We start from the raw sequence: 25,770 nt of genomic DNA on the forward strand, positions 1-25,770 counted from the left end.
TAAAATTTTTATGTACCAGGTTGTTGCGTCTGACTTAGATGGCACGCTGCTTTCCCCCGATCACTACTTAACCCCCTACGCAAAAGAGACGCTGCAGCTGTTGACCGCCCGCGGCATCCATTTTGTCTTTGCCACCGGTCGCCACTACATTGACGTCGGACAGATTCGCGACAATCTAGGCATCAAATCCTACATGATCACCTCCAACGGCGCGCGCGTGCACGATAGCGAGGGAAAACAAATCTTTGCCCATAATCTCGACCGCGATATTGCCGCCGATCTGTTCGAAATGATGCGTAACGACCCGAAGGTGGTCACCAACGTCTATCGCGAAGACGAATGGTATATGAACCGCCACCGCCCGGAAGAGATGCGCTTTTTCAAAGAAGCGGTGTTTAACTACAAGCTGTATGAAGTGGGCGAACTCGATCCCGAAGGGATCAGCAAAGTCTTTTTCACCTGCGATGATCACCAGCACCTGCTGCCGCTGGAACAGGCGATCAACGCCCGCTGGGGCGATCGCGTGAACGTCAGCTTCTCCACCCTGACCTGCCTCGAAGTGATGGCTGGCGGGGTATCGAAGGGGCATGCGCTGGAAGCGGTGGCTAAAATGCTCGGCTACGGTCTGAAAGACTGCATCGCGTTTGGCGATGGTATGAACGATGCAGAAATGCTGTCAATGGCGGGCAAGGGCTGCATCATGGCCAACGCGCACCAGCGTCTGAAAGATCTGCACCCGGAGCTGGAGGTGATCGGCAGTAACGCCGACGATGCGGTACCGCACTATTTGCGGAAGCTCTATCTCGCCTGATCGAGATTGACGACTGGCTGAAAATTAGTCAGTTGTCAACCTGACTCTCCGCTACAATGGGTGCTCTTCTTCCTGAGAGACATTCATTGTGGCGCTACTGATTATTACCACTATCCTGTGGGCCTTTTCCTTTAGTCTGATCGGCGAATACCTGGCGGGCAGCGTCGATAGCTACTTTTCAGTACTGATGCGCGTTGGGCTGGCGGCGCTGGTGTTCCTGCCGTTTCTGCGTACCCGCGGGCAATCGCCGCGTACCATTGTGCTCTATATGCTGGTCGGGGCGATGCAGCTTGGCATCATGTATCTGCTGGCGTTCCGCGCCTATCTTTACCTGACGGTGTCTGAATTCCTGCTGTTTACCGTTTTTACGCCGCTCTATATCACCCTGATTTACGATCTGCTTCGCGGACGCCAGCTCCGCTGGGGGTATCTGCTGAGCGCCGGGCTGGCGGTGCTGGGCGCAGCCATTATTCGCTATGACAAAGTGAGCGAGCATTTCTGGACGGGCCTGCTGCTGGTTCAGCTGTCGAATATCAGTTTCGCCATCGGCATGGTGGGCTATAAGCGCCTGATGGAGCTGCGCCCGATGCCGCAGCACAACGCGTTTGCGTGGTTCTATATGGGGGCTTTCCTGGTCGCGGCGACGGCGTGGTTTATGCTGGGTAACCCGCAGAGGCTGCCGACCACGACGCTACAGTGGGGGATTCTGGTGTGGCTGGGCGTGGTGGCATCAGGCCTGGGATACTTTATGTGGAACTACGGGGCGACGCAGGTGGATGCCGGCACGCTGGGTATCATGAATAACGTGCATGTCCCCGCCGGGCTGCTGGTCAACCTGGCTATCTGGCAGGAGCAGCCCCACTGGCCGAGCTTTATTATAGGAGCTCTGGTGATCCTGGCCTCACTGTGGGTCCATCGCCGTTGGGTCGCTCCGCACTCCGCACAAACGGCAAATGATCGCAAGCGTGGTTCCGCGCTGAGCGAATAAACGCCTCGGTGACCGGCTGACGCTGCTCGCCGTCGCGCACCGCGGCGTACAGCCGGCTCCAGAGTCCTTCGCCCAGGGTTTTGGTCACGACCAGACCCTGGCGCTCAAAACTTTCCACCACCCAGTGCGGCAGGGCGGCGATCCCCATCCGTGCGGCAACCATCTGAATTAACAGCAGCGTATTGTCGACGCTCTTCAACTGCGGACTGATGCCGGCCGGCTGCAGGAAGTGACGCCAGATATCCAGACGACCGCGCTGAACCGGGTAAATCAACAGCAGCTCTGTCGCCAGATCGTCGGGCGCGATGCGCGTTCTGGCCGCCAGCGGATGGTCCGGCGCCAGCACCAGGCGCACCTCAAAATCAAACATCGGCGAATAGTGCAGCCCGCTTCGCGGCAGGATATCGGAGGTCATGACCAGATCCAGCTCGCTTTGCTGCAGGGCTGGCTGCGGGTCAAAAGTCACCCCGGACTGGAAATCCACTTCGACGTGCGGCCAGCGGGCGCGAAAATTCTCCAGCGCCGGCGTTAGCCATTGAATACAGCTATGGCACTCGATGGCGATACGCAGACGAGTTTGCTGCGGTTCATGACAATCCTGCAGGGCGCGGCTGATTTGCGGCAGCACCTGGTTTGCCAGGTGCAGCAGAATTTCACCCTGCGGCGTGAAACGTAGTGGCTGACTTTTGCGCACAAACAGACGGAAGCCAAGGCGTTGTTCCAGATCGCTGAACTGGTGGGACAGGGCGGATTGGGTTTGATGCAGGGCCGCCGCAGCGCCTGCCAGCGACCCGCTGTTCCGCAACGCCTGTAGCGTTTTCAGGTGTTTAATCTCGATCATGAAAGTCCTTCACTCCGGCATGAATAATTTGCGCTTGAGGAATATACAGTACCTGTCAATTATGGATGTGTAAACATCTGGACGTCTAAACTCATCATATTTCGATTTTGCAGATGCGTTGGCTTCCACGCTTACCCCAGTCACTTACTTCAGTAAGCATCCTGGGGATGCGCTGCGGATCCGCCTTCCTGCCAGTCGAACTATTTAGGGTTTGCCTGCAGAGACAACATTAAAAATTATGAGGTCTTAAAAATGACAATTATTAACCACACCCTCGGTTTCCCTCGCGTTGGCCTACGTCGTGAACTGAAAAAAGCACAAGAGAGCTACTGGGCGGGTAACTCGACCCGCGAAGAACTGCTGGCGGTGGGCCGCGAACTGCGCGCCCGTCATTGGGAACAGCAGAAGCAAGCGGGCGTTGACCTGCTGCCGGTGGGGGATTTCGCCTGGTACGACCATGTTCTGACCACCAGCCTGCTGCTGGGCAATGTGCCGGCTCGTCATCAGAACAAAGACGGCTCTGTGGATATCGATACCCTGTTCCGCATCGGCCGCGGCCGCGCACCGACCGGTGAGCCCGCGGCGGCGGCAGAAATGACAAAATGGTTTAACACCAACTATCACTACATGGTGCCGGAGTTTGTAAAAGGCCAGCAGTTCAAACTGACCTGGACCCAGCTGCTGGATGAAGTGGACGAAGCGCTGGCGCTGGGTCATAAAGTCAAACCCGTCCTGCTGGGGCCGGTTACCTGGCTGTGGCTGGGTAAAGTGAAGGGCGAGTCGTTCGACAGACTGAGCCTGCTGCATGACATTCTGCCGGTTTACCAGCAGGTGCTGGCGGAGCTGGCAAAACGCGGCATCGAGTGGGTGCAGATTGATGAACCGGCGCTGGTACTGGAGCTGCCTCAGGCGTGGCTGGAGGCGTTCAAACCGGCATATGACGCGCTCGCGGGCCAGCTTAAGCTGCTGCTGACCACTTATTTTGAAGGTATCACCGGTAACCTCGACACCATCACCGCGCTGCCGGTTCAGGGCCTGCACGTTGACCTGGTGCACGGTAAAGATGATGTAGCTGCTCTGCATCAGCGTCTGCCGTCCGACTGGCTGCTCTCTGCGGGCCTGATCAACGGCCGCAATGTCTGGCGCGCCGATCTGAGCGAGAAATATGCGCAAATTAAAGACCTCGTCGGCAAGCGTGAGCTGTGGATCGCTTCTTCCTGCTCCCTGCTGCACAGCCCGATCGATCTGAGCGTGGAAACTCGCCTCGACGCGGAAGTGAAAAGCTGGTTCGCCTTCGCCCTGCAAAAATGCGAAGAGCTGGCGCTGCTGCGCGATGCGCTGAACAGCGGCGATACCGCTGGACTGGTGGCGTGGAGCGCACCGATTCAGGCGCGCCGTCACTCTACCCGCGTCCATAACGCCGCGGTGGAAAAACGCCTGGCGGCCATAACCGCCCGGGACAGCCAGCGTAATAGCCCGTATGCCGAACGCGCCCGGGCACAGCGCGCCCGCTTTAATCTGCCGGCGTGGCCGACCACGACCATCGGTTCTTTCCCGCAGACTACCGAAATCCGCGGCCTGCGTCTGGAGTTCAAAAAAGGCAATCTGGATGCCAATAATTACCGCACCGGTATTGCGGAACACATCAGACAGGCAATTGTTGAGCAGGAGCGTTTAGGTCTGGATGTCCTGGTTCACGGTGAAGCCGAGCGTAATGACATGGTGGAATACTTCGGTGAGCACCTCGATGGCTTCATCTTCACGCAGAACGGCTGGGTGCAGAGCTACGGCTCCCGCTGCGTGAAACCGCCGGTGGTGATCGGTGACGTCAGCCGCCCGGAGGCGATCACCGTTGAGTGGGCGAAATTCGCCCAGTCGCTAACCGACAAACCGGTGAAAGGCATGCTGACCGGTCCGGTGACCATTCTGTGCTGGTCCTTCCCGCGTGAAGATGTCAGCCGTGAAACTATCGCTAAGCAGATTGCGCTGGCGCTGCGTGACGAAGTGGCGGATCTGGAAGCGGCCGGTATCGGCATCATCCAGATTGATGAGCCGGCGCTGCGTGAAGGCCTGCCGCTCAAGCGTAGCGACTGGGATGCTTACCTGCAGTGGGGCGTGGAAGCCTTCCGGATCAACGCCGCGGTCGCCCGGGATGACACCCAGATCCACACCCATATGTGTTACTGCGAGTTCAACGACATCATGGATTCCATTGCCGCGCTGGATGCGGATGTGATTACCATTGAAACCTCGCGTTCTGACATGGAGCTGCTGGAGTCGTTTGAAGAGTTCGAATACCCGAACGAAATCGGGCCGGGCGTGTACGACATCCACTCGCCGAACGTGCCGAGCGTGGAATGGATTGAAGCGCTGCTGGAAAAAGCGGCGCAGCGTATCCCGGCAGAGCGTTTGTGGGTCAATCCGGACTGCGGCCTGAAAACCCGCGGCTGGCCGGAAACGCGTGCGGCGCTGGCCAATATGGTGAAAGCCGCGCAGAACCTGCGCCAGGCCTAATCAGAATCACCCCCATCCCCGAAGGAGGCCGCGGCCTCCTCTTTTTTTGCTCTTCTTCTTCCTTTCCGGACAGATCGCCCCGCCTGGGCTACGCTTAGCGGGACCATGCAGGCAAAGCTATTTTCGGGGGAGAATGATGATCGGTCACGATGAGCCACACCGACCTTTGCGTTTTGCTATTAATCTGGGGAATCCGGTACTCGCCACCACGTTGCCGGATAACGCCCCGGGAGGTCTCACCGTCGAGTTGGCCAAAAAGCTGGCCGCCCGGTGTGAGCGCGAAGCGCAATTTATCACCTGGCCGACGGCCGGGAAGGTGGTGGATGCCGCCTTGCTGGATCAATGGGATATCGCCTTTCTGGCGATTGACCCTGCTCGGGAAGATACGCTCTGTTTCACCCAACCCTATGTCACCATTGAAAGCTCATTGCTGGTCAGAGAGGACAGTGATATTCAGTCCGTACAGGAGAGGGATCGCGAGGGGGTGACGATTAACGTTGGTAAAGGTGCGGCCTATGAGCTGTATCTGATTCGCACGTTACAGCATGCCACGATGCGTCAATACGCGACCTCGCAGGAGGCAATTCGCGCGTTTATCGCGGGGGAAGGGGATATGGTCGCCGGTATTCGTCAACCACTCAGCAGTGTGGCAAGTGAATATCCGCAATTGCGTCTGCTGCCTGATAGCTTCAGCCAGATACAGCAGGCGGTATGCGTGCCTCGCAACAGGCCAGAGCATTATGAATTTATTCGTCGCTGCCTGGCTACGTGGCTGGAGGACGGGACGATTGCCGATATGATTAACCGCCATATCGGCAACCGATAGATCATGCCTTAACTGCGTTTCCCGCCATACTGCGCAAACCATGCCAGCATTCTTGCCCAGCCGTCTTTGGCGGATTCTTCATGGTAGCTGGGGCGATAATCGGCGTTAAAGGCGTGATCGGCGTCCGGATAGACGATAATTTCCGCTTTGGCATTAGCGGCACGCAGCGCCTGGCGCATGGTTTCCACCGTATCCTGCGGAATGCCCGTGTCTTTACCGCCGTACAGTCCCAGCACCGGCGCGTTGAGGTCAACCGCCACATCCACCGGATGTTTCGCCGAGTTGAGAGTCTTCTGCCCGACCAGCTTCCCGTACCAGGCCACGGCGGCTTTCAGCTGCGGGTTATGGGCGGCGTAAAGCCAGGTAATGCGTCCCCCCCAGCAAAAGCCGGTGATCAGCAGACGATGGGCATCGCCGCCGTGACGCGCGGCCCAGCTGGCGACATGGTCTAAGTCGGCCAGCACCTGAGTATCCGGCACCTTGCTCACCAGCTCCTGGAACAGGGTCGGGATATCGGTGTACTCGTTCGGATCGCCCTGACGGAAGTAGAGTTCTGGCGCGATAGCCAGATAACCTTCCAGCGCCAGACGGCGGCAAATATCGCGAATATGTTCATGCACGCCGAAAATTTCCTGCACAACGAGGACCACCGGAAGCGGGCCTTCGGCGTTTTTCGGACGAGCATGATACGCCGGCATGTTCTCTCCCTGGGTCGGGATCGAGGTTTCACCCGCGGCGATGCTCTCCTCCGGGGTATGAACGGCGGTAGAAGCGTGCGGCGTGGCTGCAGGCGCAAAGCCAGGTTGCTTGGTTGTGGTCATGGTATTCTCCGTACCCTTATTTATTAGCGCATCGATAACTATAGACGCTATCGACCGGACGTTAACAAAGCACAGTGCCTGAAACAGGCTATCTTTTGTTCAGGCCCGGCGAATATAACTTGTTAATGTGATGTTTATCACTATTTGATGGAATATTATTGCAATGACTTTCATTCATGGTGATTAGTGTCACAAAAATAAGCCAATAGCTTCTGTAAAGTACCGTTTTGCTTCTGCTGATAATTGACCCACAGAGGAGTTTTTTATGTCTAAGTCTGATGTTTTTCATCTCGGCCTCACCAAAAACGATTTACAAGGGGCTACGCTGGCTATCGTCCCTGGCGATCCAGAGCGTGTGGAAAAGATCGCCGCGCTGATGGATAAGCCGGTCAAGCTGGCATCTCATCGCGAATTTACCTCCTGGCGTGCCGAACTGGATGGCAAGCCGGTCATTGTTTGTTCTACCGGTATCGGCGGCCCGTCGACCTCTATTGCCGTTGAAGAACTGGCGCAGCTGGGGATTCGTACCTTCCTGCGTATCGGCACCACCGGCGCAATCCAGCCGCATATCAATGTGGGCGACGTTCTGGTGACCACCGCTTCCGTTCGTCTTGATGGCGCGAGTCTGCACTTTGCGCCGATGGAATACCCGGCGGTCGCTGACTTTGCCTGCACCACCGCGCTGGTGGAAGCGGCAAAATCGATCGGGGCGACCACCCATATTGGCGTTACCGCATCGTCTGATACCTTCTACCCGGGTCAGGAACGTTACGACACCTTCTCTGGCCGTGTGGTCAGCCGTTTTAAAGGCTCGATGGAAGAGTGGCAGTCCATGGGCGTCATGAACTATGAGATGGAATCGGCGACGCTGCTGACCATGTGCGCCAGCCAGGGGCTGCGCGCCGGGATGGTGGCCGGGGTTATCGTAAACCGTACTCAGCAGGAAATTCCGAACGCGGAAACCATGAAACAAACCGAAAGCCACGCGGTAAAAATCGTTGTGGAAGCGGCGCGCCGTCTGCTGTAGTTCTCCCTTCTTCGCCCAGGGCCGGTTTATCCGGCCTTTCTTTTTTGCGGCGCTCTGCGCAGGAAAACCCTTTTCAACTGGACGTTTGTACAGCACAATTCTACCTTGTATCGATAAGTTGTTGCTGCAGGGGGCGTTGTGGACATCTCGATTATGATAAGTGCCATCGTGGCGCTGGCCGCTGGGCTGGTCGTCGGGTGGCTGGCGACCAAAGCCAAAGCCGACCAAATTCGCGCTGACCTTATCGAAGAGCGGCGAGAGCTGGATATCGAACTCAGCGCCGCGCGTCAGCAGCTGGCGCAGGAGGCCCACTGGCGCGACGAGTGCGAGCTGCTGAACAATGAGCTGCGCAGCCTGCGTGAAATCAATACTTCGCTGGAAGCCGATCTGCGTGAAGTCACCACCCGCCTTGAATCGACCCGCATGCACGCGGAAGATAAAATCCGCCAGATGGTCAACAGCGAGCAGCGCCTGAGCGAACAGTTTGAAAACCTCGCCAACCGTATTTTTGAACACAGCAACCGGCGTGTTGATGAACAGAATCGTCAGAGTTTACATGGGCTGCTGACGCCGCTGCGTGAACAGCTGGACGGTTTCCGCCGCCAGGTGCAGGACAGTTTTGGTCAGGAAGCGCGCGAGCGGCATACGCTGGCGCATGAAATCCGCAATCTGCAGCAGCTGAACGCGCAGATGGCCCAGGAAGCGCTGAATCTGACCCGCGCGTTGAAAGGGGATAACAAGACCCAGGGTAACTGGGGAGAGGTGGTGTTAACCCGCGTGCTGGAAGCTTCCGGGCTGCGCGAGGGTTATGAATACCAGACCCAGGTCAGTATCGAAACCGACAACCGTTCGCGCATGCAGCCCGATGTGATCGTCCGTCTGCCGCAGGGGAAAGACGTGGTCATTGATGCCAAAATGACGCTGGTCGCCTACGAGCGCTACTTCAATGCCGAGGATGATGGCACCCGCGAGGCGGCGCTGCAGGAGCATATTGTCTCGGTGCGTAATCATATCCGCCTGCTCGGGCGTAAAGATTATCAACAGCTGCCGGGCCTGCGCTCGCTGGATTACGTGCTGATGTTCATTCCCGTTGAGCCGGCCTTTCTGTTGGCGATAGACCGCCAGCCAGAACTTATCAGCGAAGCGCTGAAGAACAACATCATGCTGGTCAGCCCCACCACGCTGCTGGTGGCGCTGCGTACCATCGCCAACCTCTGGCGCTATGAACACCAAAGCCGCAATGCGCAGAAAATCGCCGAGCGGGCGGGCCGCCTGTACGACAAAATGCGCCTGTTCGTCGATGATATGTCGGCTATCGGCCAGAGCCTGGATAAGGCGCAGGATAACTATCGTCAGGCGATGAAAAAGCTCGCCTCCGGACGCGGGAATCTGCTGGTGCAGGCCGAGGCATTCCGCGGCCTGGGCGTTGAGGTGAAACGCGGGATTAATCCTGATTTAGTCGAGCAGGCCAGCGCTGAGGATGATGAATATCGTCCTGAAGAAGAGGAAAACGCGCTGGAAGATAACGAATTGATGCGCGATTCCGCCGAGGTCGCGCTCTCCGGCGAGCCGTCTCCGCCGCGCTGAACCGTATGGGAAATGCGCTGAATCTGTTACACTCGATGAACATTTTCTTGATAAGCAGGCATTGAGATGGTTGAGGATTCACAAGAAACGACGCACTTTGGTTTTCAAACGGTAGCCAAAGAGCAGAAGGCGGACATGGTGGCGCATGTATTCCATTCTGTGGCCGCAAAATATGATGTCATGAATGATCTGATGTCGTTCGGTATTCATCGTTTGTGGAAGCGTTTCACCATCGATTGCAGCGGCGTACGCCGTGGACAGACCGTACTGGACCTGGCCGGCGGCACCGGCGACCTGACGGCGAAGTTTTCTCGTCTGGTGGGTGAGACCGGTCGCGTCATGCTGGCGGACATTAACGACTCGATGCTGAAAATGGGCCGCGAAAAGCTGCGCAACATCGGCATCGTCGGCAACGTGGAATATGTGCAGGCCAACGCGGAATCGCTGCCGTTTGCCGACAACACGTTTGACTGCATCACCATTTCCTTCGGTCTGCGTAACGTCACCGATAAAGAAAAAGCGCTGCGTTCGATGTATCGCGTCCTGAAGCCAGGCGGGCGTCTGCTGGTGCTGGAGTTCTCGAAACCGATCATTGAGCCGCTCAGCAAAGCCTATGACGCATACTCCTTCCACGTGCTGCCGCGCGTCGGGGAACTGGTGGCTAAAGATGGTGAAAGCTATCGCTATCTGGCGGAGTCCATCCGTATGCATCCGAATCAGGAAACCCTGAAGGCTATGATGCAGGATGCCGGTTTTGAAAACGTCGATTACTACAACCTGACGGCTGGTATCGTTGCGTTGCACCGTGGTTATAAGTTCTGACAGGAGGGAGCGTATGCCTTTCAAACCACTGGTCACCGCAGGCATTGAAACCGCCCTCAATACCTTTCTCTGGCGGGACAAAGCGTTAAAACCTGCTCGCCAACGTCTGCTGGGGAAAGTGCTGCGCGTCGAGCTGAAAGAGCTATCGACGCCGCTTGTGCTGGTCTTTAGCGACCGCCAGGTGGATGTGCTGGGGGCCTGGGAAGGCGATGCCGACTGTACCGTGATTACCCGTCTCAGCGTGCTGCCGCAGCTACGCAATCGTCAACAGCTGACCGCGCTTATTCGCAGCGGCGATCTGGAAGTTCAGGGCGATCTGCAGGTGGTGCAGAATACCGTGGCCCTGTGCGATCTGGCGGAGTTTGACCCGGCTGAACTGCTGGCTCCCTATACCGGCGATATCGTCGCCGAGGGCTTCAGCAAAGTATTTCGCAGCGGAGCCCGTTTCTTGCTGCACGGCGCTCAGCGCCAGCAGCGCTATGCCGCAGAGGCGCTCACCGAAGAGTGGCGTCTGGCGCCGGGTCCGCTGGAAATGGCCTGGTTTGGCGAAGAGACTGCCGCCGTGGAACGCACGCTTGCAACACTCGAAAAACGGTTGGACATGCTGGAGGGCAAATGACGCCAGGAGAATTACGGCGCCTGTATCTGATCATCCGCACCTTTTTGAGTTACGGGCTGGATGAGCTCATTCCCAAAATGCGTATCACGCTGCCGCTGCGTATCGGGCGGCGAATGCTGTTCTGGATGCCTAACCGCCATAAAACCCAACCCCTTGGTGAGCGCTTGCGTCTCGCGCTGCAGGAACTCGGGCCGGTATGGATCAAGTTTGGCCAGATGCTCTCAACCCGCCGCGATCTGTTCCCGCCGCAGATCGCCGATCAGCTGGCGTTACTGCAGGACCGGGTGGCGCCTTTTGATGGCAAACTGGCGAAACAGCAGATTGAGCAGGCAATGGGCGGCCTTTCCGTCGATGCCTGGTTTGATGACTTCGCGATTGAGCCGCTGGCCTCGGCCTCCATCGCTCAGGTGCATACCGCACGGCTGAAAGAAAACGGCAAAGAGGTCGTCATCAAGGTCATCCGTCCGGATATCGTGCCGGTGATTAAAGCGGATATGAAGCTTATCTACCGTCTGGCGCGCTGGGTGCCCCGCCTGTTGCCCGACGGTCGTCGTCTCCGCCCGCAGGAAGTGGTGCGCGAATACGAAAAAACGCTGCTGGATGAACTCAATCTGTTACGTGAATCGGCCAACGCTATTCAGCTACGGCGCAACTTCGAAGACAGCCCGATGCTGTATGTCCCGGAAGTCTATCCTGATTACTGCAGCGAAGGCATGATGGTGATGGAGCGGATTTACGGTATTCCGGTATCCGACGTGGAAGCGCTGGAAGCGCAGGGCACGAACATGCAGCTGCTGGCGGAACGCGGCGTGCAGGTCTTTTTCACCCAGGTATTCCGCGACAGTTTCTTTCATGCCGACATGCACCCTGGCAATATTTTTGTCAGCTACGACCACCCGGAAAACCCGCAGTACATCGGTATTGACTGCGGCATTGTCGGGTCGTTGAACAAAGAAGATAAACGCTATCTGGCGGAAAACTTCATCGCCTTCTTCAACCGCGATTACCGTAAAGTTGCCGAGCTGCACGTGGATTCCGGCTGGGTACCTGCGGATACCAACGTCGAAGAGTTTGAGTTTGCCATCCGCACCGTCTGCGAGCCGATCTTCGAAAAACCGCTGGCAGAAATTTCATTTGGCCACGTCCTGCTGAACCTGTTTAACACCGCCCGGCGCTTCAATATGGAAGTTCAGCCGCAGCTGGTGCTGCTGCAGAAGACATTACTTTACGTAGAAGGGGTAGGCCGCCAGCTCTATCCTCAGTTAGACTTGTGGAAAACGGCGAAGCCTTTCCTGGAGTCGTGGATTAAAGATCAGGTCGGCATTCCGGCGCTGGTGCGTGCGTTTAAAGAAAAGGCGCCGTTCTGGATCGAGAGAATGCCGGAAATACCGGAACTGGTGTACCAGACGTTGCAACAGAGTAAACAGTTGCAGACCAGCGTCGATACCATTGTGCGTGACCTCCAGGTGCGGCACGTTCGCCAGGGGCAGTCCCGTTATCTGTTTGGTATAGGTGCGGTTCTGTTACTGAGTGGTACGCTGTTATTCATCAACCGCCCGGAGTGGGGCATGATGCCAGGCTGGCTGATGGCCGCTGGCGCGGTGACCTGGCTGATTGGCTGGCGGAAAACGCACTGAGAGGTATGGCCTTCATCACAGCGCATTGGTTTTTGCGCGATGTCATGCGAGTGGCCGGACAAAGAGGCGGCTCGCGTGATGACGTGTATAATGCGTCCTAATAATTCATCATCTGTCATAGAGGAATGTGTATGGGTGGTATCAGTATTTGGCAGTTATTAATTGTTGTCGTCATTGTGGTTCTGCTTTTCGGGACGAAAAAGCTGAGCTCGCTGGGTTCGGATTTAGGCGCATCGATCAAAGGCTTTAAAAAAGCGATGAGCGATGATGAAAAAGCGGATAAATCCACACCTGATGCCGATTTTACGGCGAAGACTCTCGCTGATAAGCCGGATGATGCGAAAAAAGACGAGACAAAACGCCACGACAAAGAGCAGGTGTAATTCGTGTTCGATATCGGTTTTAGTGAACTACTGCTGGTGTTCGTCATTGGCCTCATCGTACTGGGGCCACAGCGACTGCCTGTCGCAGTAAAAACGGTAGCCAGCTGGATTCGTACGCTACGGTCGCTGGCGGCCACCGTACAAAATGAGATTACCCAGGAACTAAAACTGCAGGAGTTCCAGGAAAGCCTGAAGAAAGTGGAAAAGGCGAGCCTGGATAACCTGACGCCGGAGCTAAAGGCGTCAATGGATGAGCTGCGCGAAGCCGCGGAATCCATGAAACGCTCTTATACCGCCCACGATCCTGAGAAAGAAAGCGACGAAGCGAACACCATTCACAACCCGGTGGTCAAGGGCAGTGAAGCGCAGCGTCAGGATATTACGCCGGCGACGGCCGAACATCAGGCCAGCGCGCCCGTTCACGCTCCGGCCGCAGAAGAGGGCGTTGCCTTAGAGCAGCCTGACCCTCTCCCGGCTGCCAAAGAAAAAGTTGCCGTGACAGCTTCCGATTCCTCCCCTGCATCGAGTGATAAACCGTAAAAATGGGCGTAGAAGATACTCAACCGCTAATTTCGCATTTGATTGAGCTGCGCAAGCGCCTGATCAATAGCATCATCGCGATTCTGGTGATTTTTCTGGCGTTGGTTTACTTCGCCAACGACATCTATCAGCTGGTCTCCGCACCGCTCATCCGGCAGATGCCGGTTGGCGCGACGATGATCGCCACCGATGTGGCTTCCCCTTTCTTTACGCCGATAAAACTGACCTTTATGGTCTCGGTGATTCTGTCGGTACCGGTGATTCTTTATCAGGTCTGGGCCTTTGTGGCGCCTGCTCTGTATAAGCATGAGCGGCGGCTGGTGATGCCGCTGCTGGTTTCCAGTACGCTGTTGTTCTATATCGGTATGGCGTTTGCCTACTTCGTGGTGTTCCCGCTGGCGTTTGGTTTTCTGACGCACGCGGCGCCGGAAGGCGTCCAGGTCTCTACCGATATCCGCAGCTATCTCGACTTTGTCATGGCGTTGTTTATCGCCTTTGGCGTCTCGTTTGAAGTGCCGGTTGCGATCGTGCTGCTGTGCTGGATGGGAGTGACGACGCCGGAAGATTTGCGTAAGAAACGGCCGTACGTGCTGGTGGGCGCATTTGTCGTCGGCATGCTGTTGACCCCGCCGGATGTCTTTTCGCAAACGCTGCTGGCGATTCCGATGTACTGTCTGTTTGAGATCGGGGTCTTCTTCGCGCGTTTCTACACCGGTAAGCGTCTGACGCGAGACGAGGATGCTGCCGCTGAACAAGCGGGAAGCAAAGAAGAATAACCAACCGCCCGTCAGGGCGGTTGTCATATCGGAGTGGCGATGTTTGATATCGGCGTAAATCTAACCAGTACACAGTTTTCCCGTGACCGCGATGACGTGGTGAAGCGCGCCCAGGCTGCAGGCGTCACCGGCATGCTGTTTACCGGAACGAACCTGCATGAAAGCGAACAGGCCCGGAAGATGGCGCACCGGTATGAGAAATGCTGGTCAACGGCAGGCGTCCATCCGCACGACAGCAGCGGCTGGGCGGAATCGGTCGCGGCCGCGGTTTTTCAGCTGGCTCGTCAGCCGGAGGTGGTGGCTATCGGCGAATGCGGCCTGGACTTCAACCGCAACTTTTCGACGCCTCAGGAGCAAGAAGCCGCCTTCAGCGCGCAGCTGGCGCTGGCCGCCGAGCTCTCTATGCCGGTGTTTCTGCACTGCCGTGATGCCCATGACCGTTTTCTGGCGTTGCTGACCCCCTGGCTGGATAAACTGCCTGGGGCGGTGCTGCACTGTTTCACCGGAACGCGTAACGAAATGCGCGAGTGCGTGAGCCGCGGTTTGTCTATCGGTATCACCGGCTGGGTGTGCGATGAGCGGCGAGGGCTGGAACTGCGTGAACTGCTGCCGGATATCCCGGCAGAGCGTTTGCTGATTGAAACCGATGCGCCGTATTTACTGCCGCGCGACCTGAGTCCAAAGCCCGCTTCTCGCCGTAATGAACCAGCCTATCTGCCGCATATTCTGGCGAGCATAGCGGGATGGCGTGGCGAGGAGGCTCAGCGGCTGGAGGAGATAACCGACGCCAATGTCAGAACGCTCTTTGGCATCCGTTTTTAAGCGGGCCGTCAGATTTTGTGAAAGTCGGTATTTTTAACGCTTTGCAGCACCTGCTTGTTAAGCAGGTTCAGCAGCAGCATCGAACGCGCTTCGCCATCCGGCTCGGTAAAGATGGCCTGCAAACCTTCAAATGCGCCGTCGGTAATCAGCACGTAGTCACCCCCATGCGGCGTTTCCGGGTCGGTGATGCCTTCCGGCTTGTAGATAGACAGCTGGTGGATGACCGCGGAGGGTACGGTCGCCGGCTGGGCGCCGAAGCGAACGAAACTGTTCACGCCGCGCGTGGCGCTGATGGTCGTGGTGTGGATAATTTCCGGGTCGAACTCGACAAACAGATAATTGGGGAACAAGGGTTCACTAACCGTAGTGCGCTTACCGCGAACGATTTTTTCCAGTGCGATCGTCGGCATCAGGCAATTTACCGCCTGCCGTTCGAGATGTTCCTGGGCGCGCTGAAGCTGCCCACGTTTGCAATACAGTAAATACCAGGCTTGCATAATAACTCTTTCCACTCTATTAGCAGCAAGCATAACAAAAGGCTGTAGCGATCGCGAAAGCCAATATAAGTGAAATCTAAAATTCCATGTTCTTTCACGCTAATTTAACAAAAGTACAGCATGGCATCGGCGAACACCGTATAATCAGCTGCCTGTATAGAGGTTAATAACAACTCCATGAAATACCACGATCTGCGCGATTTTCTGACATTACTGGAGCAGCAGGGTGAACTGAAAAGAATCTCCCTGCCGGTCGATCCGCACCTTGAGATCACCGAAATTGCCGATCGCACTTTACGTGCGGGCGGCCCGGCCCTGCTCTTCGAAAACCCGAAAGGCTACACCATGCCGGTGTTGTGTAATCTGTTTGGTACGCCGCGTCGCGTCGCCATGGGGATGGGGCAGGAGGATGTCAGCTCGCTGCGTGAAGTGGGTAAGCTGTTGGCTTTCCTGAAAGAGCCTGAACCGCCAAAAGGATTCCGCGATCTGTTCGATAAGCTGCCGCAGTTTAAGCAGGTATTGAATATGCCGACGAAACGTCTGCGTGGCGCCCCCTGCCAGCAAAAAATCATCGAAGGCGATAGCGTCGACCTGACGCGTATTCCAATCATGACCTGCTGGCCGGAAGATGCCGCGCCGCTGATTACCTGGGGGTTGACGGTCACCCGGGGTCCGCATAAAGAGCGGCAGAATCTGGGTATTTATCGTCAGCAGCTGATCGGCAAGAATAAGCTGATTATGCGCTGGCTCTCCCACCGCGGCGGCGCGCTGGATTTCCAGGAGTGGTGCGCGGCTCACCCGGGCGAGCGTTTCCCGGTCTCCGTGGCGCTAGGCGCGGACCCGGCAACCATTCTCGGCGCGGTCACGCCGGTACCTGATACGCTTTCAGAGTACGCCTTTGCCGGCCTGCTGCGCGGTACCAAAACCGAAGTGGTGAAGTGCATTTCCAACGATCTCGAAGTTCCTGCCAGCGCAGAAATCGTGCTGGAAGGGTATATCGAGCCTGGCGAAATGGCGCCGGAAGGGCCGTATGGCGATCACACCGGCTACTACAATGAAGTGGATAGCTTCCCGGTATTTACGGTCACCCATATCACCCAGCGTGAAGATGCGATTTATCACTCAACCTATACCGGACGTCCGCCGGATGAACCTGCGGTACTGGGGGTGGCGCTGAATGAAGTCTTCGTGCCGATTCTGCAAAAGCAGTTCCCTGAGATTGTCGACTTTTACCTGCCGCCGGAAGGGTGCTCTTATCGCCTGGCCGTGGTCACGATCAAGAAACAGTACGCCGGTCACGCAAAGCGCGTAATGATGGGCGTGTGGTCGTTCCTGCGGCAGTTTATGTACACTAAGTTCGTGATCGTCTGCGATGATGATGTGAATGCACGCGACTGGAACGATGTGATCTGGGCGATTACTACCCGGATGGACCCGGCTCGTGATACGGTACTGGTAGAAAACACGCCGATCGATTATCTGGATTTTGCCTCGCCGGTTTCCGGCCTGGGTTCAAAAATGGGGCTGGATGCCACAAATAAATGGCCTGGCGAAACCCAACGCGAATGGGGTCGTCCAATTAAAAAAGATCCCGCGGTGACGGCACGTATTGACGCCATCTGGGATGAGCTGGCTATCTTTAAATAACAGTAAGCGGGGCTAACGCCGCTGTTTTGCTCTAATAGACCCGACAGAGGGGACGCATGACAACCTTAAGCTGTAAAGTGACCTCGGTGGAGGCGATTACCGATACCGTGTATCGCGTTCGATTAGTGCCGGAAGCGGCGTTTTCTTTCCGCGCTGGTCAATATTTGATGGTGGTAATGGATGAGCGCGACAAGCGCCCGTTCTCCATGGCCTCCACGCCGTCGGAACAGGAATGTATTGAACTGCATATCGGCGCTTCCGAGCTCAACCTGTATGCGATGGCGGTCATGGATCGCATTCTGAAAGAGCGCGAGATTGAGGTTGATATCCCGCATGGCGAAGCCTGGCTGCGTGAAGACGAAGATCGTCCGCTGATCCTGATCGCCGGGGGAACCGGGTTCTCCTATGTACGTTCCATTCTGCTTACCGCCCTGGCGCGTAACCCGAACCGCGATATCGCCGTGTACTGGGGCGGACGCGAAGCGAAGCATCTCTACGATCTGGCAGAACTGGAAGCGTTGAGCGTGGAACATCCGGGTCTGCGGGTCGAGCCGGTGGTTGAACAGCCGGACGAGGAGTGGCGCGGTCGTTCCGGCACCGTGCTAACCGCCGTGCTGCAAGATTACGGCACTCTGGCCGAGCATGATATTTATATTGCGGGCCGTTTCGAGATGGCCAAAATCGCCCGCGAGCTGTTCTGCAATGAGCGCAGCGCCCGCGAAGATCGCCTGTTCGGCGATGCGTTTGCCTTTATCTGATGCTCGCCGCCTCTTCGGCAGGAAGAGGAGGTAGCAGAAATAAAAAACCCGCCCCTGACAGGCGGGAAGAACGGCAACTAAACCTGCTCTCTTCGCCACTGGCTGCATTGGCCGCCAGTGGCTTTGAGATAATCTCGTAGAGGCCGGGCAAGCGAAACGCCCCCCGGCGCGCCGTAGTTAAACCCTCTCGAATACCGTTGCGATCCCCTGACCTAAGCCAATACACATAGTGGCCAGACCAAACTGGGCGTCTTTGCGCTCCATCTGGTTAATCAGGGTTGTACTGATACGCGCGCCGGAGCAGCCCAGCGGGTGACCGAGGGCGATCGCGCCGCCGTTGAGGTTAATCTTCTCGTCGATCTGTTCCATCAGCCCCAGATCTTTAATGCACGGCAGGATCTGTGCGGCAAACGCTTCATTCATTTCAAACACATCGATATCGCTGGTGGAAAGCCCGGCCTTTTTCAGCGCCAGCTTTGAGGCCGGCACCGGACCATAGCCCATGATGGACGGATCGCAGCCCACCACTGCCATTGAACGCACCCTTGCGCGGGGTTTCAGCCCCAGCTCGCGGGCACGGCTTTCGCTCATTAACAACATAGCGGCGGCGCCGTCGGAGAGCGCGGAGGAGGTTCCCGCCGTGACGGTGCCGGTTACCGGGTCGAAGGCTGGCCGCAGAGCCGCCAGCGTTTCTACGGTGGTTTCCGGGCGGATCACTTCGTCATAGTGGAATGACTTCAGGACACCGTCGGCATCATGGCCGCCTGTCGGGATGATTTCCGCTTTAAATGCGCCGGATTGCGTGGCGGCCCACGCGCGCGCGTGGGAGCGGGCGGCGAACTGGTCCTGCATTTCCCGGCTGATGCCGTGCAGGCGCGCCAGCATTTCGGCGGTCAGCCCCATCATACCGGCGGCTTTCGCCACGTTACGGCTCAGCCCGGGATGAAAATCTACGCCGTGGCTCATCGGGACGTGGCCCATATGTTCCACGCCGCCAATCAGGCAGACGCTGGCGTCGCCGGTCATGATCATGCGCGCCGCGTCATGCAACGCCTGCATGGATGAACCGCACAGGCGGTTGACCGTCGTGGCCGGAACCGAGTGCGGGATCTCGGCGAGTAGCGCGGCGTTACGCGCAATATTGAAACCTTGCTCCAGCGTCTGCTGCACGCAGCCCCAGTAGATATCGTCAATCGCGGCCGCCTCGAGCGACGGATTACGCGAAAGCAGGCTACGCATCAGGTGCGCGGAAAGATCTTCCGCACGCACGTGGCGAAATGCGCCGCCCTTCGAACGGCCCATCGGGGTACGTACTGCATCAACAATGACAACCTGTTCCATTGTGACTCCTTAAGCCGTTTTCAGCACGCCCGCCGGGCGAGCTGGTTCTACCGGGGGATAATAGGGTTCGTTGTGACGCGCTTTATTACGCAGACCTTCCGGCACTTCATACAGCGGGCCGAGGTGCTGGTACTGCTGCGCCATATCGAGATATTTTGCACTGCCCAGGGTGTCCAGCCAGCGGAATGCACCGCCGTGGAACGGAGGGAAGCCGAGACCATAGACCAGCGCCATATCCGCTTCCGCCGGGCTGGCGATAATGCCTTCTTCCAGACAACGGACCACTTCATTGACCATCGGGATCATCATGCGGGCGATAATCTCATCGTCGCTAAAGTCGCGTGTCGGCTGGCTGACTTCTGCCAGCAGCGCGTCAACGGCGGGGTCCTCTTCTTTCTTCGGTTTGCCTTTGCTGTCTTCTTTATAACGCCAGAAGCCAAGGCCGTTTTTCTGACCGAAGCGGTTAGCGTCGAACAGGGCGTCAATCGCATCGCGATAATCTTTCTGCATGCGCTGCGGGAAGCCGGCGGCCATCACCGCCTGCGCATGGTGGGCGGTATCGATGCCGACCACGTCGAGCAGGTACGCCGGCCCCATCGGCCAGCCAAACAGTTTCTCCATCACCTTATCAACCTTGCGGAAGTCCGCGCCGTCGCGCAGCAGCTGGCTGAATCCTGCAAAGTAGGGGAACAGGACGCGGTTGACGAAGAAGCCGGGGCAGTCGTTAACCACGATTGGCGTTTTGCCCATTTTGCTTGCCCAGGCCACGACCTTAGCGATGGTCTGATCCGCGGTTTTTTCACCACGAATCACTTCAACCAGCGGCATGCGATGCACCGGGTTAAAGAAGTGCATACCGCAGAAGTTTTCCGGACGTTTCAGTACGCTCGCCAGCTCGCTGATCGGTATCGTTGAGGTATTGGAAGCCAGTACCGCGTCGGGGCGCACCTTCTCTTCGGTTTCCGCCAGTACGGCTTTCTTCACTTTCGGATTTTCCACCACGGCTTCTACGACCACATCAACGCGGTCAAAGCCAGCGTAGTCGAGGGTGGGGTGAATCGTGCCGATGACGCCGGCCAGCTTCAGGCCATCAATCTTGCCGCGCTCAAGCTGTTTATTAAGCAGCTTGGCGGCTTCGTTCATGCCGAGCGTCAGCGACTTGTCGTTGATATCTTTCATGATCACCGGCACGCCTTTCCAGGCGGACTGATAGGCGATACCGCCGCCCATGATCCCGGCGCCCAGCACGGCGGCCTGTTTCGGGGTTTCGACGTCTTTGGTCAGCTTCTTCGCTTTGGCTTTGACGTACTGATCGTTGAGGAAGATCCCCACCAGTGCGCGGGCCTCTTTAGTGTGCGCCAGCGGGACAAAGCTTTGGTTTTCCAGATTCAGAGCTTCTTCACGACCAAAACGAGCGGCCGCTTCGATGGTTTTTACCGCCGTCATCGGTGCCGGATAGTGTTTACCGGCGGTCTGCGCCACCATGCCTTTGGCGATCGTGAAGCTCATGGCCGCTTCAATTTTACTGAGTTTCAACGGTTCCAGCTTCGGCTGGCGCTTTGCTTTCCAGTCCAGGTCACCGTTAATGGCCTGACGCAGAATGGTGAGCGCGCCATCGCGCAGTTTCTCCGCTTTGACGATGCCATCGATGAGGCCGATCTTCAGCGCCTGATCGGCGCCGACGTCTTTACCCGCCGCGATAATTTCCAGCGCGCTATCGGCGCCGAGCAGACGCGGCATTCGCACTGAACCGCCGAAGCCCGGCATGATCCCCAGTTTGGTTTCCGGCAGGCCGATACGCAGATCCGGCGTAGCCAGACGGTAGTCCGTGGCCAGCACGCATTCACAGCCGCCGCCCAGCGCATAGCCGTTCACCGCTGAAATAGTCGGCACCGGTAAATCTTCCAGGCGATTAAAGACGCTGTTGGCAAAATGGAGCCACTGGCTCAGCTGCTCCTGTGGAACCAGGAACAGGGAGAGAAATTCGGTAATATCGGCGCCGACGATGAAGGCCGCTTTCTCAGAGCGTAGCAGCAGCCCCTTAAGATCTTTTTGCTTTTCGAGCACATCCAGCGCATCACCGAGGCTGGCTACGGTTGCGGTATCGAGCTTATTTACCGAGCCGGGGGCATCGAACACCAGTTCGGCAATGCCATCTTCCAGCCAGTCGAGGTACAGGTTGTCGCCTTTGTAGAGCATGTCAGTCTCCTGAATCCAGCAATGTGATCTGGTCGTACCAGATGAGACGGAGTGTGGGATTTATGTTAAGGAATTGCAAATAAGTCTTTAAATAAATGCTGGTCTGATCACACCCGGCGGAAATCACCCGGCCGAAGGTCAATGTGCTAAGATGCGGAGAATTACGATCCAATAAAAGCAAAGGATAAAAGATGGAATCACTAGCCGCGCTCTATAAAAATCATATTGTTACCCTACAGGAACGTACCCGTGATGTTTTAGCTCGTTTTCATCTCGACGCGTTACTGATTCACTCCGGTGAGCTGGTTAATGTCTTCCTCGACGATCATCCGTATCCGTTTAAGGTCAACCCGCAGTTTAAATCCTGGGTCCCCGTCACCCAGGTGCCAAACTGCTGGCTGCTGGTGGATGGCGTCAACAAGCCGAAGCTGTGGTTCTATCTCCCGGTCGATTACTGGCATAACGTTGAACCGCTGCCGACCTCCTTCTGGACAGAAGACGTTGAAGTCATTGCCCTGCCGAAAGCGGACGGCATCGGCAGCCTGCTGCCGGCCGCACGCGGTAATATCGCCTATATCGGGCCGGTTCCGGAGCGGGCGCTGGCTTTAGATATCGCCGCTGATAACATCAACCCTAAAGGGGTGATTGATTACCTGCACTACTATCGTTCCTTTAAGACCGACTATGAGCTGGCCTGCATGCGCGAAGCGCAGAAGTCGGCGGTCAATGGCCACCGCGCCGCCCATGAGGCTTTCCTCTCCGGGATGAGTGAGTTCGACATCAACCAGGCGTATCTGACCGCCACCGGCCATCGCGATACCGATGTGCCTTACAGCAATATCGTGGCGCTCAATGAACATGCCTCCGTGCTGCATTACACCAAACTGGATCACCGTGCGCCGGCAGAAGCGCGCAGCTTCCTGCTGGATGCCGGTGCCGAATATAACGGTTACGCGGCGGATCTGACGCGAACCTGGGCGGCACACGGCGACAGTGACTTTGCGCATTTGATTAAGGACGTTAACGATGAGCAACTGGCGCTGATTAGCACGCTGAAAACCGGCACCAGCTATGTCGATTACCACATTCAGTTCCATCAACGCATCGCCAAACTGCTGCGTAAGCACCAGATCGTCACCAGCATGAGCGAAGAGGCGATGGTCGAGAACGACCTGACCGGGCCGTTTATGCCGCACGGTATTGGCCACCCGCTGGGTTTACAGGTCCATGATGTGGCGGGGTTCATGCAGGATGATACCGGTACGCATCTGGCGGCGCCGTCGAAGTATCCGTATCTGCGCTGCACGCGTATTCTGCAGCCGCGTATGGTGCTGACCATCGAGCCGGGGATCTACTTTATTGAATCTCTGCTGGCGCCGTGGCGCGAAGGGCAGTTCAGCAAGCATTTCAACTGGCAGAAAATCGATGCGTTGAAGCCGTTTGGCGGCATTCGTATCGAAGATAACGTCGTGATTCACGAGAACAGCGTTGAAAATATGACGCGCGATCTGAAACTGGCGTAATGGAAAGTTGGTTGATCCCGGCCGCGCCGGTGACCTTTGTCGAAGAGATCAAAAAAAGTCGCTTTATCACCCTGTTGGCGCATACCGACGGCGCGGTGGCGGCTAAAGCCTTTGTGGAGTCCGTCAGGGCGGAACACCCGAACGCCCGTCACCATTGCGTGGCATGGGTGGCCGGGCCGCCCAATGACTCTCAGCAGCTGGGCTTTTCTGACGATGGCGAACCGGCGGGTACGGCAGGTAAACCGATGCTGGCGCAGCTGATGGGCAGCGGCGTCGGCGAAATAACGGCCGTCGTGGTGCGCTACTACGGCGGTATTTTGTTAGGGACCGGCGGCCTGGTAAAAGCCTACGGCGGCGGCGTCCATCAGGCGCTTGCTGAGCTCACAACACAGCGCAAGACGCCGCTGACCGCATATACTTTGCAGTGTGAATACGGGCAGTTATCCGGGATTGAAACGCTGTTGGCTCAGTTCTCAGGGAAAATTGTCGAAAGCGAATATCAGGCGTTCGTCCAGCTTCGCGTGGCGCTTCCGCAAGCTGAAGTGGCTCCTTTTTCGACAAAACTGGCTGATTTTAGTCGTGGTTCGTTGCAATTACTTAAGATTGACGAATAATCCCCACCTGATTTTTTTGCATATCAAAGGAAGCGCCAGAGATGCATTTTCGCGCGATAACCCGAATCGTTGGACTGCTGGTCATTTTATTTTCGGGGACCATGATCCTCCCGGGATTGGTGGCCCTGTTATACCGCGATGGTGCGGGGAGGGCGTTTACCCAGACTTTTTTTGTCGCTCTGGCGATTGGCTCACTTCTATGGTGGCCTAACCGTCGTGAGAAGGGCGAACTGAAATCCCGTGAAGGTTTTCTTATTGTTGTGCTCTTCTGGACCGTGCTGGGCAGCGTCGGTGCGCTACCGTTTATTTTCTCCGAGCAGCCGAACCTGACGGTCACGGATGCGTTTTTTGAGTCCTTTTCGGGCCTGACTACGACCGGCGCGACCACGCTGGTGGGGCTGGACTCCTTACCTCATGCGATCCTGTTCTATCGACAGATGCTGCAGTGGTTTGGCGGCATGGGGATCATCGTGCTGGCGGTGGCGATACTGCCGATACTGGGCGTCGGTGGGATGCAGCTGTATCGGGCGGAAATGCCCGGGCCGTTGAAGGATAATAAGATGCGCCCGCGTATTGCCGAGACGGCAAAAACACTGTGGCTTATCTATGTTCTGTTGACGGTGGCCTGCGCGCTCGCGCTGTGGTTTGCGGGCATGCCGGCGTTTGATGCCATTGGTCACAGCTTCTCGACCATTGCGATTGGCGGTTTTTCGACCCATGACGCCAGCGTGGGGTATTTTAACAGCCCGACGATTAACTCGATTATCGCCATTTTCCTGCTGATCTCCGGCTGTAACTATGGTTTGCACTTCTCGTTGTTGAGCGGACGGAGTCTGAAGGTCTACTGGCGCGACCCTGAATTTCGCATGTTTATCGGCGTACAGCTGACGCTGGTGGTGATTTGTACTCTGGTACTATGGCTGCATGACGTGTATAGCTCAGCGCTAACTACCCTTAATCAGGCTTTCTTCCAGGTGGTATCGATGGCCACGACGGCGGGGTTCACCACCGACAGCATCGCACGCTGGCCGCTATTCCTGCCGGTACTGCTGCTGTGTTCGGCGTTTATCGGCGGATGTGCCGGGTCGACGGGCGGCGGCTTGAAAGTTATCCGTATACTGCTGCTGTTTAAACAGGGGAATCGCGAACTCAAGCGCCTGGTGCACCCGAATGCGGTATACAGTATTAAGTTGGGTAACCGTGCGCTGCCGGAACGTATTCTGGAAGCGGTGTGGGGCTTCTTCTCCGCTTATGCGCTGGTCTTCATCATTAGTATGCTGGCGATCATCGCGACCGGCGTGGATGACTTTTCTGCTTTCGCCTCGGTTGTGGCGACGTTAAACAACCTGGGGCCAGGACTTGGCGTGGTTGCGGATAACTTTGCGACGATGAACCCGGTCGCGAAATGGATCCTGATTGCTAATATGCTGTTTGGTCGTCTGGAAGTGTTCACCTTACTGGTGCTGTTTACCCCCACTTTCTGGCGCGAATAACAGGAGTGCTTGTGAAAACGTTGATTCTATTTTCCACCCGTGACGGGCAGACCCGCGAAATTGCCGCCTTCCTGGCATCTGAACTGAAAGAGCTGGGGGTTGATGCGGATACGGTTAACCTTAATCGTACAGAAGAGGTTGAATGGCACCACTACGATCGCGTTGTGATTGGGGCTTCAATTCGCTACGGGCACTTCCATCCGGCGCTGGACCGCTTCGTGAAGAAACACCTTCAGTCGCTGAATGCGCTGCCGGGAGCATTTTTCTCGGTTAATCTCGTGGCGCGGAAACCTGAGAAGCGCACGCCGCAGACCAATAGCTATACGCGTAAGTTTCTGCTCAATTCGCCGTGGCAGCCGCAGCGTAGCGCGGTGTTTGCCGGGGCGCTGCGCTATCCGCACTATCGTTGGTACGATCGCGTCATGATCCGTCTGATTATGAAGATGACCGGCGGTGAAACGGATACCAGTAAAGAAGTGGTCTACACCGACTGGCAGCAGGTTGCCAATTTTGCGCGGGAAATCGCACAAATGACCAGCAGGTAGCGCGTAAAATCGACGTCATGGCGGGAATTTGAGCGAACGAAACTTTTTTTTAAAACAGGGCTTGTCAACGTCTCAGAACTCCCTATAATGCGCCTCCACTGACACGGAACAACGGCACGCAAGCCGCCGGGTCAGCGGG

24 protein-coding genes are annotated in these 25,770 nt (G+C 56.8%); 19 read left to right on the plus strand and 5 right to left on the minus strand.

Annotation, left to right across the window (positions count from 1 at the left end; genetic code table 11):
- Positions 1–10: 10 nt before the first annotated feature.
- Positions 11–811, plus strand: a complete 801-nt coding sequence (yigL, locus tag EDF73_RS26335) for a sugar/pyridoxal phosphate phosphatase YigL (RefSeq protein WP_132731883.1) — start codon at positions 11–13, stop codon at positions 809–811.
- A gap of 88 nt (positions 812–899) precedes the next feature.
- The gene (locus EDF73_RS26340) at positions 900–1,799 is read left to right on the plus strand and encodes a carboxylate/amino acid/amine transporter (protein ID WP_132731884.1); all 900 of its coding nucleotides are present in this window, start codon (positions 900–902) and stop codon (positions 1,797–1,799) included.
- On the opposite strand, the gene metR is transcribed toward EDF73_RS26340, so the two are convergent.
- Positions 1,687–2,640, minus strand: coding sequence for an HTH-type transcriptional regulator MetR (metR, locus tag EDF73_RS26345; protein WP_132731885.1), 954 nt, complete (start codon positions 2,638–2,640; stop codon positions 1,687–1,689). The two genes, EDF73_RS26340 and metR, sit on opposite strands and share 113 nt — an antisense overlap.
- A 252-nt stretch (positions 2,641–2,892) precedes the next feature.
- On the opposite strand from metR, the gene metE reads away from it, so the two are divergent.
- Positions 2,893–5,154: a 5-methyltetrahydropteroyltriglutamate--homocysteine S-methyltransferase gene (metE, locus tag EDF73_RS26350; RefSeq protein WP_132731886.1), complete on the plus strand. Its 2,262-nt coding sequence runs from the start codon at positions 2,893–2,895 to the stop codon at positions 5,152–5,154.
- A 136-nt stretch (positions 5,155–5,290) separates the two neighbouring features.
- Positions 5,291–5,980, plus strand: a complete 690-nt coding sequence (locus tag EDF73_RS26355; RefSeq protein WP_132731909.1) for a transporter substrate-binding domain-containing protein — start codon at positions 5,291–5,293, stop codon at positions 5,978–5,980.
- A gap of 8 nt (positions 5,981–5,988) precedes the next feature.
- Here EDF73_RS26355 and EDF73_RS26360 read toward each other — a convergent pair whose 3' ends face one another.
- Positions 5,989–6,801, minus strand: a complete 813-nt coding sequence (locus EDF73_RS26360; protein WP_132731887.1) for a dienelactone hydrolase family protein — start codon at positions 6,799–6,801, stop codon at positions 5,989–5,991.
- Positions 6,802–7,066: 265 nt separating this feature from the next.
- Here EDF73_RS26360 and udp point away from each other — a divergent pair, with 265 nt between their 5' ends.
- The 9 genes from udp (at position 7,067) to tatD (ending at position 15,014) form a co-directional block, all read left to right on the plus strand.
- Positions 7,067–7,828 (plus strand): uridine phosphorylase, encoded by a 762-nt coding sequence (gene udp / locus EDF73_RS26365; protein WP_132731888.1) that lies wholly within the window; start codon positions 7,067–7,069, stop codon positions 7,826–7,828.
- Positions 7,829–7,966: 138 nt separating this feature from the next.
- Positions 7,967–9,415 (plus strand): DNA recombination protein RmuC, encoded by a 1,449-nt coding sequence (gene rmuC / locus EDF73_RS26370; RefSeq protein WP_132731889.1) that lies wholly within the window; start codon positions 7,967–7,969, stop codon positions 9,413–9,415.
- A 66-nt stretch (positions 9,416–9,481) separates the two neighbouring features.
- Positions 9,482–10,237 (plus strand): bifunctional demethylmenaquinone methyltransferase/2-methoxy-6-polyprenyl-1,4-benzoquinol methylase UbiE, encoded by a 756-nt coding sequence (gene ubiE / locus EDF73_RS26375; protein WP_132731890.1) that lies wholly within the window; start codon positions 9,482–9,484, stop codon positions 10,235–10,237.
- A 13-nt stretch (positions 10,238–10,250) separates the two neighbouring features.
- Positions 10,251–10,856 carry an SCP2 domain-containing protein gene (locus tag EDF73_RS26380; RefSeq protein ID WP_132731891.1) on the plus strand — a complete coding sequence of 202 codons (606 nt, stop codon included), beginning with the start codon at positions 10,251–10,253 and terminating at the stop codon, positions 10,854–10,856.
- Entirely contained in the window at positions 10,853–12,493 is a 1,641-nt protein-coding gene (ubiB, locus tag EDF73_RS26385) for a ubiquinone biosynthesis regulatory protein kinase UbiB (protein ID WP_132731892.1), read from the plus strand. Before EDF73_RS26380 ends, ubiB begins: the two co-directional genes overlap by 4 nt.
- A gap of 131 nt (positions 12,494–12,624) precedes the next feature.
- Positions 12,625–12,876 (plus strand): Sec-independent protein translocase subunit TatA, encoded by a 252-nt coding sequence (gene tatA / locus EDF73_RS26390; protein WP_132731893.1) that lies wholly within the window; start codon positions 12,625–12,627, stop codon positions 12,874–12,876.
- A gap of 3 nt (positions 12,877–12,879) precedes the next feature.
- Positions 12,880–13,416, plus strand: coding sequence for a Sec-independent protein translocase protein TatB (tatB, locus tag EDF73_RS26395; protein WP_132731894.1), 537 nt, complete (start codon positions 12,880–12,882; stop codon positions 13,414–13,416).
- A gap of 2 nt (positions 13,417–13,418) precedes the next feature.
- Positions 13,419–14,192: a Sec-independent protein translocase subunit TatC gene (tatC, locus tag EDF73_RS26400; RefSeq protein WP_132731895.1), complete on the plus strand. Its 774-nt coding sequence runs from the start codon at positions 13,419–13,421 to the stop codon at positions 14,190–14,192.
- Positions 14,193–14,219: 27 nt separating this feature from the next.
- The gene (gene tatD, locus EDF73_RS26405) at positions 14,220–15,014 is read left to right on the plus strand and encodes a 3'-5' ssDNA/RNA exonuclease TatD (protein WP_165905796.1); all 795 of its coding nucleotides are present in this window, start codon (positions 14,220–14,222) and stop codon (positions 15,012–15,014) included.
- Between the two features lie 8 nt (positions 15,015–15,022).
- Here the strand turns inward: tatD and rfaH are convergent, their stop codons facing one another.
- Positions 15,023–15,511, minus strand: a complete 489-nt coding sequence (gene rfaH, locus EDF73_RS26410) for a transcription/translation regulatory transformer protein RfaH (protein WP_132731897.1) — start codon at positions 15,509–15,511, stop codon at positions 15,023–15,025.
- Positions 15,512–15,688: 177 nt separating this feature from the next.
- Between rfaH and ubiD the strand changes: the two genes are divergently transcribed.
- Together ubiD and fre are read left to right on the plus strand one after the other, a co-directional pair.
- Complete coding sequence (gene ubiD, locus EDF73_RS26415; RefSeq protein ID WP_132731898.1) at positions 15,689–17,158, plus strand: 4-hydroxy-3-polyprenylbenzoate decarboxylase; 1,470 nt, start codon at positions 15,689–15,691, stop codon at positions 17,156–17,158.
- A 56-nt stretch (positions 17,159–17,214) separates the two neighbouring features.
- Positions 17,215–17,916 (plus strand): NAD(P)H-flavin reductase, encoded by a 702-nt coding sequence (fre, locus tag EDF73_RS26420; RefSeq protein ID WP_132731899.1) that lies wholly within the window; start codon positions 17,215–17,217, stop codon positions 17,914–17,916.
- Between the two features lie 177 nt (positions 17,917–18,093).
- Here fre and fadA read toward each other — a convergent pair whose 3' ends face one another.
- On the minus strand, positions 18,094–19,257 hold the full coding sequence (fadA, locus tag EDF73_RS26425; protein WP_132731900.1) for an acetyl-CoA C-acyltransferase FadA: 1,164 nt from the start codon (positions 19,255–19,257) through the stop codon (positions 18,094–18,096).
- Between the two features lie 9 nt (positions 19,258–19,266).
- A complete protein-coding gene (fadB, locus tag EDF73_RS26430; RefSeq protein WP_132731901.1) occupies positions 19,267–21,456 on the minus strand; it encodes a fatty acid oxidation complex subunit alpha FadB in 2,190 nt (729 codons plus the stop codon).
- Positions 21,457–21,647: 191 nt separating this feature from the next.
- On the opposite strand from fadB, the gene pepQ reads away from it, so the two are divergent.
- From pepQ to hemG, 4 genes are read left to right on the plus strand one after another with little or no spacing between them, the layout of a single operon-like run.
- Positions 21,648–22,979 (plus strand): Xaa-Pro dipeptidase, encoded by a 1,332-nt coding sequence (gene pepQ / locus EDF73_RS26440; RefSeq protein ID WP_132731902.1) that lies wholly within the window; start codon positions 21,648–21,650, stop codon positions 22,977–22,979.
- A complete protein-coding gene (locus EDF73_RS26445) occupies positions 22,979–23,593 on the plus strand; it encodes an IMPACT family protein (protein WP_132731903.1) in 615 nt (204 codons plus the stop codon). The genes pepQ and EDF73_RS26445 overlap by 1 nt, the downstream gene beginning before the upstream one ends.
- Before the next feature lie 41 nt (positions 23,594–23,634).
- Positions 23,635–25,086: a Trk system potassium transporter TrkH gene (gene trkH, locus EDF73_RS26450; protein ID WP_132731904.1), complete on the plus strand. Its 1,452-nt coding sequence runs from the start codon at positions 23,635–23,637 to the stop codon at positions 25,084–25,086.
- A gap of 11 nt (positions 25,087–25,097) precedes the next feature.
- Positions 25,098–25,631, plus strand: a complete 534-nt coding sequence (hemG, locus tag EDF73_RS26455; protein ID WP_132731905.1) for a menaquinone-dependent protoporphyrinogen IX dehydrogenase — start codon at positions 25,098–25,100, stop codon at positions 25,629–25,631.
- Positions 25,632–25,770: the final 139 nt, after the last annotated feature.

Origin of the sequence: Klebsiella sp. BIGb0138, from assembly GCF_004342285.1 — a bacterium.
In the GTDB taxonomy this organism is placed as follows: domain Bacteria; phylum Pseudomonadota; class Gammaproteobacteria; order Enterobacterales; family Enterobacteriaceae; genus Klebsiella.

What these genes read in the sequence shown, in the direction of transcription:
- fadB (WP_132731901.1), bottom strand. Translation starts at nt 21,456, where the DNA reads ATGCTCTACAAAGGCGACAACCTGTACCTCGACTGGCTGGAAGATGGC.
- fadA (WP_132731900.1), bottom strand. Translation starts at nt 19,257, where the DNA reads ATGGAACAGGTTGTCATTGTTGATGCAGTACGTACCCCGATGGGCCGT.
- trkH (WP_132731904.1), top strand. Translation starts at nt 23,635, where the DNA reads ATGCATTTTCGCGCGATAACCCGAATCGTTGGACTGCTGGTCATTTTA.
- metR (WP_132731885.1), bottom strand. Translation starts at nt 2,640, where the DNA reads ATGATCGAGATTAAACACCTGAAAACGCTACAGGCGTTGCGGAACAGC.
- ubiB (WP_132731892.1), top strand. Translation starts at nt 10,853, where the DNA reads ATGACGCCAGGAGAATTACGGCGCCTGTATCTGATCATCCGCACCTTT.
- ubiD (WP_132731898.1), top strand. Translation starts at nt 15,689, where the DNA reads ATGAAATACCACGATCTGCGCGATTTTCTGACATTACTGGAGCAGCAG.
- EDF73_RS26360 (WP_132731887.1), bottom strand. Translation starts at nt 6,801, where the DNA reads ATGACCACAACCAAGCAACCTGGCTTTGCGCCTGCAGCCACGCCGCAC.
- udp (WP_132731888.1), top strand. Translation starts at nt 7,067, where the DNA reads ATGTCTAAGTCTGATGTTTTTCATCTCGGCCTCACCAAAAACGATTTA.
- ubiE (WP_132731890.1), top strand. Translation starts at nt 9,482, where the DNA reads ATGGTTGAGGATTCACAAGAAACGACGCACTTTGGTTTTCAAACGGTA.
- pepQ (WP_132731902.1), top strand. Translation starts at nt 21,648, where the DNA reads ATGGAATCACTAGCCGCGCTCTATAAAAATCATATTGTTACCCTACAG.
- tatC (WP_132731895.1), top strand. Translation starts at nt 13,419, where the DNA reads ATGGGCGTAGAAGATACTCAACCGCTAATTTCGCATTTGATTGAGCTG.
- metE (WP_132731886.1), top strand. Translation starts at nt 2,893, where the DNA reads ATGACAATTATTAACCACACCCTCGGTTTCCCTCGCGTTGGCCTACGT.
- yigL (WP_132731883.1), top strand. Translation starts at nt 11, where the DNA reads ATGTACCAGGTTGTTGCGTCTGACTTAGATGGCACGCTGCTTTCCCCC.
- EDF73_RS26355 (WP_132731909.1), top strand. Translation starts at nt 5,291, where the DNA reads ATGATCGGTCACGATGAGCCACACCGACCTTTGCGTTTTGCTATTAAT.
- EDF73_RS26380 (WP_132731891.1), top strand. Translation starts at nt 10,251, where the DNA reads ATGCCTTTCAAACCACTGGTCACCGCAGGCATTGAAACCGCCCTCAAT.
- fre (WP_132731899.1), top strand. Translation starts at nt 17,215, where the DNA reads ATGACAACCTTAAGCTGTAAAGTGACCTCGGTGGAGGCGATTACCGAT.
- tatA (WP_132731893.1), top strand. Translation starts at nt 12,625, where the DNA reads ATGGGTGGTATCAGTATTTGGCAGTTATTAATTGTTGTCGTCATTGTG.
- rfaH (WP_132731897.1), bottom strand. Translation starts at nt 15,511, where the DNA reads ATGCAAGCCTGGTATTTACTGTATTGCAAACGTGGGCAGCTTCAGCGC.
- EDF73_RS26445 (WP_132731903.1), top strand. Translation starts at nt 22,979, where the DNA reads ATGGAAAGTTGGTTGATCCCGGCCGCGCCGGTGACCTTTGTCGAAGAG.